Origin of the sequence: Massilia sp. 2TAF26 (assembly GCF_052115005.1) — a bacterium.
Taxonomy (GTDB): Bacteria; Pseudomonadota; Gammaproteobacteria; order Burkholderiales; family Burkholderiaceae_D; genus Telluria.
The window spans coordinates 345425-352092 of sequence record NZ_JBFRFV010000002.1 but is presented as its reverse complement, the minus strand read 5'-3'; the positions used below and the strand labels follow the sequence as shown (position 1 = coordinate 352092).

General features: G+C 62.9%; 7 protein-coding genes and 1 pseudogene. 3 read left to right on the top strand and 5 right to left on the bottom strand.

Annotation, left to right across the window (positions count from 1 at the left end):
* A pseudogene (locus tag AB4Z32_RS03625) lies at positions 1-387 on the top strand (DDE-type integrase/transposase/recombinase); the annotation flags it as partial.
* Between the two features lie 249 nt (positions 388-636).
* On the opposite strand, the gene guaA reads toward AB4Z32_RS03625, so the two are convergent.
* Together guaA and guaB are read right to left on the bottom strand one after the other, a co-directional pair.
* Positions 637-2247 carry a glutamine-hydrolyzing GMP synthase gene (gene guaA, locus AB4Z32_RS03620; RefSeq protein ID WP_441934443.1) on the bottom strand — a complete coding sequence of 537 codons (1611 nt, stop codon included), beginning with the start codon at positions 2245-2247 and terminating at the stop codon, positions 637-639.
* Positions 2248-2304: 57 nt separating this feature from the next.
* Complete coding sequence (guaB, locus tag AB4Z32_RS03615) at positions 2305-3765, bottom strand: IMP dehydrogenase (RefSeq protein WP_441934441.1); 1461 nt, start codon at positions 3763-3765, stop codon at positions 2305-2307.
* Between the two features lie 178 nt (positions 3766-3943).
* Between guaB and AB4Z32_RS03610 the strand changes: the two genes are divergently transcribed.
* The gene (locus tag AB4Z32_RS03610) at positions 3944-4423 is read left to right on the top strand and encodes a DUF4124 domain-containing protein (protein WP_441934439.1); all 480 of its coding nucleotides are present in this window, start codon (positions 3944-3946) and stop codon (positions 4421-4423) included.
* A 14-nt stretch (positions 4424-4437) separates the two neighbouring features.
* Here the strand turns inward: AB4Z32_RS03610 and AB4Z32_RS03605 are convergent, their stop codons facing one another.
* On the bottom strand, positions 4438-4740 hold the full coding sequence (locus tag AB4Z32_RS03605; RefSeq protein ID WP_441934437.1) for an RnfH family protein: 303 nt from the start codon (positions 4738-4740) through the stop codon (positions 4438-4440).
* Positions 4730-5164 carry a type II toxin-antitoxin system RatA family toxin gene (locus tag AB4Z32_RS03600; protein ID WP_441934436.1) on the bottom strand — a complete coding sequence of 145 codons (435 nt, stop codon included), beginning with the start codon at positions 5162-5164 and terminating at the stop codon, positions 4730-4732. Before AB4Z32_RS03600 ends, AB4Z32_RS03605 begins: the two co-directional genes overlap by 11 nt.
* Positions 5165-5231: 67 nt before the next feature.
* Here AB4Z32_RS03600 and smpB point away from each other — a divergent pair, with 67 nt between their 5' ends.
* Positions 5232-5681, top strand: a complete 450-nt coding sequence (smpB, locus tag AB4Z32_RS03595) for an SsrA-binding protein SmpB (RefSeq protein ID WP_441934435.1) — start codon at positions 5232-5234, stop codon at positions 5679-5681.
* 3 nt (positions 5682-5684) lie between these two features.
* Here the strand turns inward: smpB and AB4Z32_RS03590 are convergent, their stop codons facing one another.
* The gene (locus AB4Z32_RS03590) at positions 5685-6647 is read right to left on the bottom strand and encodes an amidohydrolase family protein (RefSeq protein WP_441934433.1); all 963 of its coding nucleotides are present in this window, start codon (positions 6645-6647) and stop codon (positions 5685-5687) included.
* Between the last annotated feature and the right edge of the window lie 21 nt (positions 6648-6668).

Sequence of the window (6668 nt, the reverse complement as noted above, 5' to 3'; positions counted from 1 at the left end):
ACTGGTTACGCCAAGCGCAAGTACAAGAACGGCGGCGCGCCGTGCGTCGTGGCGCAGAATCATTTGCAGCGCCAATTCGATGTGATCGAGCCAAACAAAGTCTGGGTAACGGACATCACGTACCTGCGCACTTACGAAGGCTGGCTTTACCTGGCAGTGGTGATCGATTTGTTTTCACGCCAGGTCAACGGTTGGTCGATGAGTTCGCGCATCGACAAAGAGCTGGCGCTGAGTGCTTTATTGATGGCAGTGTGGCGTCGAAAGCCGACGACCGAGGTTCTGGTGCATGCCGATCGAGGCAGTCAATTCAGCAGTTACGACTGGCGCGACTTCCTCGAATCACACAACTTGGTGCAAAGCATGAGCAGGTGCGATAACTGCCACGACACTCAGTCTATGATGGGCTTGAACGCCTGCCGAGTTTGAAAAGCGATATTCTTTACGGCTATAGAGTATCTAGGAAGATGGTGGCGATTCATGGCCAGTGCCACGTCTAATCCTAATAAAATCTCTTACTTGGCAATACTTTGGCATACCCGAACTTACTCGCCCGGATAAAAAAACCGTTGATCATTCTGGCAATGATCAACGGCTCATTAAATTCCAACTTAGAATCAACTAGTTAGAGAACTCCCGTCACTCCCACTCGATGGTCGCCGGCGGCTTACCCGAAATATCATAAACAACGCGATTCAAACCACGAACCTCGTTGATGATCCGGTTCGACACCCGGCCCAGCAGATCGTGCGGCAGATGCGCCCACTGCGCCGTCATGAAGTCCAGGGTCTGCACGGCACGCAGCGCCACCACGTATTCATAGGTACGGCCATCGCCCATCACGCCGACCGACTTCACCGGCAGGAACACGGCAAACGCCTGCGACGTCGCCTCGTACCAGTTCACCGGCGCTTTACCCGCGTCGATACCCCGCACCATCGGCGCCACGAACGGGGTATTGCGCAGCTCTTCGATGAAGATCGCATCCGCTTCGCGCAGCAGGTCGGCATATTCACGCTTCACTTCGCCCAGGATACGCACGCCCAGGCCCGGACCCGGGAACGGGTGACGGTACACCATGTCGTGCGGCAGGCCCAGGGCCACGCCCAGCTTGCGCACCTCGTCCTTGAACAGCTCGCGCAGCGGCTCCAGCAACTGCAGGTTGAGCGTTTCCGGCAGGCCGCCCACATTGTGGTGGCTCTTGATGGTCTGGCCCTTCTTGCCCTTGCCTGCAGATTCGATCACGTCCGGGTAGATCGTGCCCTGGGCCAGCCAGCGAGCGGAAGTCAGCTGCTTGGCCTGTTCCTGGAACACTTCGACGAATTCGCGGCCGATGATCTTGCGCTTCTGCTCGGGATCGGTCACGCCGGCCAGGTGGCCCATGAACTGGTCGCTCGCGTCGATGCGCAGCACCTTCACGCCGAGATTCTTCGAGAACATGTCCATGACCATCTTGCCCTCGTCCTTGCGCAGCAGGCCGTGGTCGACGAAGACGCAGGTCAGCTGGTCGCCGATGGCGCGGTGGATCAGGGCTGCGGCCACGCTCGAGTCGACGCCGCCGGACAGGCCGAGGATGACTTCGTCGCTGCCGACCTGGGCGCGGATCTTCTCGACGGCTTCGCCGATGTAGTCCGGCATGTTCCAGTCGCTCTTGCAGCCGCAGATCTCGTGCACGAAGCGGCCGATGATGGCTTCGCCTTGCGTGGTGTGGGTGACTTCCGGGTGGAACTGCAGCGCGTAGAAGCGGCGTTCTTCGTCGGCCATGGCGGCCACCGGGCAGCTGTCGGTGGAGCCCATCAGCTTGAAGCCTTCCGGCATTTCCAGGACCTTGTCGCCGTGGCTCATCCAGACCTTCAGCATGCCGTGGCCTTCATCGGTGACGAAGTCGTTGATGCCGTTCAGGAGCCTGGTGTGGCCGCGGGCGCGCACCTCGGCGTAGCCGAATTCGCGCACCTTGCCGTTTTCGACCTTGCCGCCCAGCTGGGCCGCCATGGTCTGCATGCCGTAGCAGATGCCCAGCACCGGCACGCCGAGTTCGAACACGGCCTGCGGCGCGCGCGGCGAGTCGCCTTCCAGGGTCGAGTTATGGCTGCCGGACAGGATCACGCCGGAAGCGCCGTAGTTGCGGACGAAGTCGTCGCCGATGTCGTAGGGGTAGACCTCGGAGAACACGCCGGCGTCGCGCACGCGGCGGGCGATCAGCTGGGTAACCTGGGAACCGAAGTCGAGGATGAGGATTTTGGAATGCATATGGTCTTCTGATAGCGAATACAAAAACGCGGCCGCAGGGGCCGCGTCTCGGGATCTTTATTCGGAGCGGTAGTTCGGCGCTTCCTTGGTGATCTGCACGTCGTGGACGTGGGATTCACGCATGCCTGCCGAAGTGATCTCGACGAACTCGGCTTTCGCACGCAGTTCTTCGATGCTCGCGCAGCCGCAATAGCCCATCGACTGGCGCACGCCGCCGACCAGCTGGTAGATGATGGCCAGCACGCTGCCCTTGTAGGCGACGCGGCCTTCGATACCTTCCGGCACGAACTTGTCGGCCTTGCTCGAGGCTTCCTGGAAGTAGCGGTCGGCCGAGCCTTCGGCCATCGCGCCCAGCGAGCCCATGCCGCGGTAGCCCTTGTAGCTGCGGCCCTGGTAGAGGATCACTTCGCCCGGCGCCTCTTCGGTACCGGCGAACATCGAGCCCATCATGACGGTGTGGGCGCCGGCTGCCAGCGCTTTCGAGATATCGCCCGAGAAGCGGATGCCGCCATCGGCGATGCAGGGTACGCCCGTGCCTTCGAGCGCTTCGGCCACGTTCGAGATCGCGGTGATCTGCGGCACGCCGACACCGGCGACGATACGGGTGGTGCAGATCGAGCCCGGGCCGATGCCGACCTTGACGGCGTCGGCGCCGGCTTCGACCAGCGCGCGCGCGGCGGCCGCGGTGGCGATATTGCCGCCGATGACGTCCACCTGCGGGTAGGTGTCCTTGATCCACTTGACGCGGTCCAGGATGCCCTGCGAGTGGCCGTGGGCGGTGTCGACCACCAGCACGTCCACGCCGGCCTTCACCAGCAGTTCCACGCGTTCCTTGTCCTTGTCGCCCACGCCCACTGCCGCGCCCACGAGCAGCTTGCCTTGCGCATCCTTGGATGCGTTCGGGTGTTCATGCGACTTCAGGATGTCCTTCACGGTGATCAAACCGCGCAGTTCGAAAGCGTCGTTCACGACCAGCACGCGCTCCAGGCGGTGCTTGTTCATCAGGCGCTTGGCCTCAAGCGTGTCGGCGTCTTCATTGACGTAGACGAGCTTTTCGCGCGGGGTCATCTTGGTGCGCACTTCCGCGTCCAGGTCTTCCTCGAAGCGCAGGTCGCGGTTGGTGATGATGCCGATCACCTGCTTGCCTTCCACCACCGGGAAGCCGCTGAAGCCGTGCTGGTGCTGCAGGGCGATCACGTCGCGGATCTTCATCGTCGGCGGGACCGTGATCGGGTCGCGCAGCACGCCGGCCTCGAAGCGCTTGACGCGCGCCACTTCGCGAGCCTGGTCGGCGGGACGCAGGTTCTTGTGGATGATGCCGATGCCGCCTTCCTGCGCCATCGCGATCGCGAGACGGGCTTCGGTCACGGTGTCCATTGCGGCCGACAGCAGCGGAATGTTCAGCGAGATATTCCGGGTCAGTTTGGTTCGCAGGGACGTGTTGGCCGGGAGGATGTTGGAGTAGGCCGGGACGAGCAGCACATCATCGAAGGTGAGTGCTTTCTGAAGAAGACGCATAGTTTTATTTCCTATAGGCGCAAAAGCGAATTATACAGAAACTCCCGTAAAACGTCTTCATGGGGCCAAAAAAGGCCCGAATGCACCTGAAACCCATCCATTCGGCGAAAAACCACGCACGTTGACATGCCCGGCGAATCATGGCGAAATCAGGGTAAAGATAACGCAAGGAAACATCATGAACCCAAGCTGGCTGCGCCTCCTGTCGATTGGCGCCCTCGCCCTGCTCCCGCAGCTCGCCCATGCCCAATACAGCTGGATCGATGAAAAAGGCGCGCGCGTCTTCTCGGACCGCCCGCCGCCGCCCGGCACGCCGCCGAGCCGTATCCTGAAGGTGCCGCGCGGACTGGAGCCGGCGCCCGAGCCGGCGTCCACGCCCGGTGCGTCCGCCGAAAAGCCGTCCACGCCGGGCTGGATGGAGCGCGAGGCGGATTACCGGAAGCGTTCCGCCAGCCGGGCCAAGGAAGAGGGGGAAGCGCTTGCCGCAGACAAGGCGCGTGCGGCCGGATGCGATGCGGCGCGCGCGGAACAGGCACAGTTAAATGCAGGCGTACGTCTGGTGCGCATCGACAAGAAGGGCGAGCGCGACTACGTATCGGACGAGGAGCGCGCGCAGCGGCTGGAAAAGGCAAGGCGCACTCTGGCGCAATGTCCGTAATCTAGCGCCCCACCCTACTTCCTGGCGGCGCGCCTGCGCCTGGAATCCTTCGGATCCGCCACCAGCGGCCGGTAGATCTCGACCCGGTCGCGCTCGCGCAATACCGTGTCCAGCGACTTCTTCTTGCCGTAGATGCCGACCGTCTGGGTCACCAGGCTGATTTCCGGGAAGCGCGCCAGCACGCCGCTGTGTTCGATCGCCTGGCCGGCCGTGGTGCCGGGCGCGACGCGCATCGGATGGATGAACTCGTCCTTCGGCGTGGCGTAGACGATAGTGACCTGCAGCTCGCCGGCCGACTGGGGCGTTTTAGATTCCATACACCTGCTCGGCACGCTTGCAGAAGGAATCGACCATGGTGTTGGCGATCATGCCGAACACCGGCCCGACGATCTGTTCCAGGATCACGCTGGAGAACTCGTACTGCATGTCGAAGTCGATCTTGCAGGCGTCCGCGCGCAGCGACTTGAAGGACCAGACCGCTTCCAGCATCTTGAATGGGCCGTCGACCAGGTGCATCTTCATCTGGGTCGGACGCTGGTTGTGGTTGGCGGTGGTGAAGCTCTGCTTCACGCCATGGAAGTTGATCTGCAGGGAGGCGGTCAGGTTGTCGCCCGTCCGTTCGATGAGCTTCACACCGCTGCACCAGGGGAGAAATTTGGGATAATCCTCGACCTTTGCGACGAGGTCGAACATTTGCTCGGCGCTATAGCCCAAGAAAACTGATTTGTGCACTACTGCCATTTGTCAGCCGTTTGTTATGATGTTGGATTAACAGTAGTTTAACCGACGCGCGCATTTTAGCTATTTCATGAGTATTATTGATAATAAGAAAGCCTTTTTCGACTACTTCATCGAGGACCGCTACGAGGCCGGCCTGGTGCTGCAAGGCTGGGAAATCAAGGCGATCCGCGAAGGGCGCGTGCAGATCAAGGAAGCCTACGTCGTCGTCCGCAACGGCGAGCTGTTCCTGTTCGGCGCCCACATCAGCGCCCTGACCGCCACCTCCGCCTGGAGCCATCCGGAAGCCCTGCGCACCCGCAAGCTGCTGCTGCACAAGGCCGAGATCGAGAAGCTGGTCGGCAAGGTCGAACGATCCGGTTATACCCTGGTCCCGCTCAACCTGCACTTCAAGGGCGGCCGCGTGAAGTGCGAAGTCGGCCTGGCCAAGGGCAAGAAACAGCACGACAAGCGCGACACCGAACGCGACCGCGACGCCAAGCGCGAAATCGAAAAGGCGATGAAGAGCAACCGCCGCTGAAGCTCAGCGGAAATACGGCGGCACGTTCGCGGCGATCTGCGCGAATTCGGCGTCGGTCAGCGGCAGCTTCCTGAAGGCGGCCCAGGATTCGCGTGGCCGCAGGTTGGCGCCCTGGGCCGCATCGGTCCCGTACAGCACCCTGCCCGGCCCGACCTGGCGGATCGTGTCCGCGACAAGCTGCGCAAGTTCCGGGCTGATGTCGCGATCGACGATGGAGGCGATGTCGAAATACAGATTGCGGGTGCGCGAATCGCGCCGGGCGACGCTGCTCGCCAGCGCCGCCATCGCTTCGCGCGCCGGTGGGTCCTCGTAGCCCGGCCCGCTGCCGGCGAAATGCGCCACCTGCACGACCACGTCGGGCGCGGCCGGCAGCAGCTGTTCGACGAAGATCCTGGCCTGGCGTGCACCGTAGGGCCTCTCCTTGCTGATGCTGGCCCGCATGTGGACAACGATCGCCATGTGCGCCGCGTTGGCGGCGGCGAACACCTCGCGCAAGCGCGCCACGTGGGCAGGATCGTCGAGCTGCACGTCCGAATTCCCGAAATGGAGCTTGATCCCGCGTCCCATGCCCGGGGTGGCGGCGCAGCGCTTCAGCTCCTGCAACGCGTAGTCCTTCAGCGGATTGAAGCTGCAGAAAGCGATCAGGCGGTCCGGATAGCGCGCGGCCTGGGCGGCGGTCCAGTCGTTTTCGCGGCGCACCTGCCCGGCTTCGTCCTCGACCCGGCGGCCCGGCTTGCCGTACCAGAAGGCGACCGACAGCAGGGTCGCCTTGCGGATGCCGGCGGCGTCCAGCAGTTCGATCACGTCCTTCGCGTCCAGCGGCTGCAGGCCGGAGTCGGGGCCGGCCAACGCGATGTCTTCGGCGCTGAAGATGTGCTGGTGGTAGTCGCCGACCGGCGTCTGCGCCCCGGCGGCGCCGGCCAGCATCAGGGCGGTCAGGACGAGGCTGCGTGCGCGCATATGCATGGCGTTCTCCGGTGCGGAAAA

What these genes read in the sequence shown, in the direction of transcription:
- guaA (WP_441934443.1), bottom strand. Translation starts at nt 2,247, where the DNA reads ATGCATTCCAAAATCCTCATCCTCGACTTCGGTTCCCAGGTTACCCAG.
- guaB (WP_441934441.1), bottom strand. Translation starts at nt 3,765, where the DNA reads ATGCGTCTTCTTCAGAAAGCACTCACCTTCGATGATGTGCTGCTCGTC.
- AB4Z32_RS03610 (WP_441934439.1), top strand. Translation starts at nt 3,944, where the DNA reads ATGAACCCAAGCTGGCTGCGCCTCCTGTCGATTGGCGCCCTCGCCCTG.
- AB4Z32_RS03605 (WP_441934437.1), bottom strand. Translation starts at nt 4,740, where the DNA reads ATGGAATCTAAAACGCCCCAGTCGGCCGGCGAGCTGCAGGTCACTATC.
- AB4Z32_RS03600 (WP_441934436.1), bottom strand. Translation starts at nt 5,164, where the DNA reads ATGGCAGTAGTGCACAAATCAGTTTTCTTGGGCTATAGCGCCGAGCAA.
- smpB (WP_441934435.1), top strand. Translation starts at nt 5,232, where the DNA reads ATGAGTATTATTGATAATAAGAAAGCCTTTTTCGACTACTTCATCGAG.
- AB4Z32_RS03590 (WP_441934433.1), bottom strand. Translation starts at nt 6,647, where the DNA reads ATGCATATGCGCGCACGCAGCCTCGTCCTGACCGCCCTGATGCTGGCC.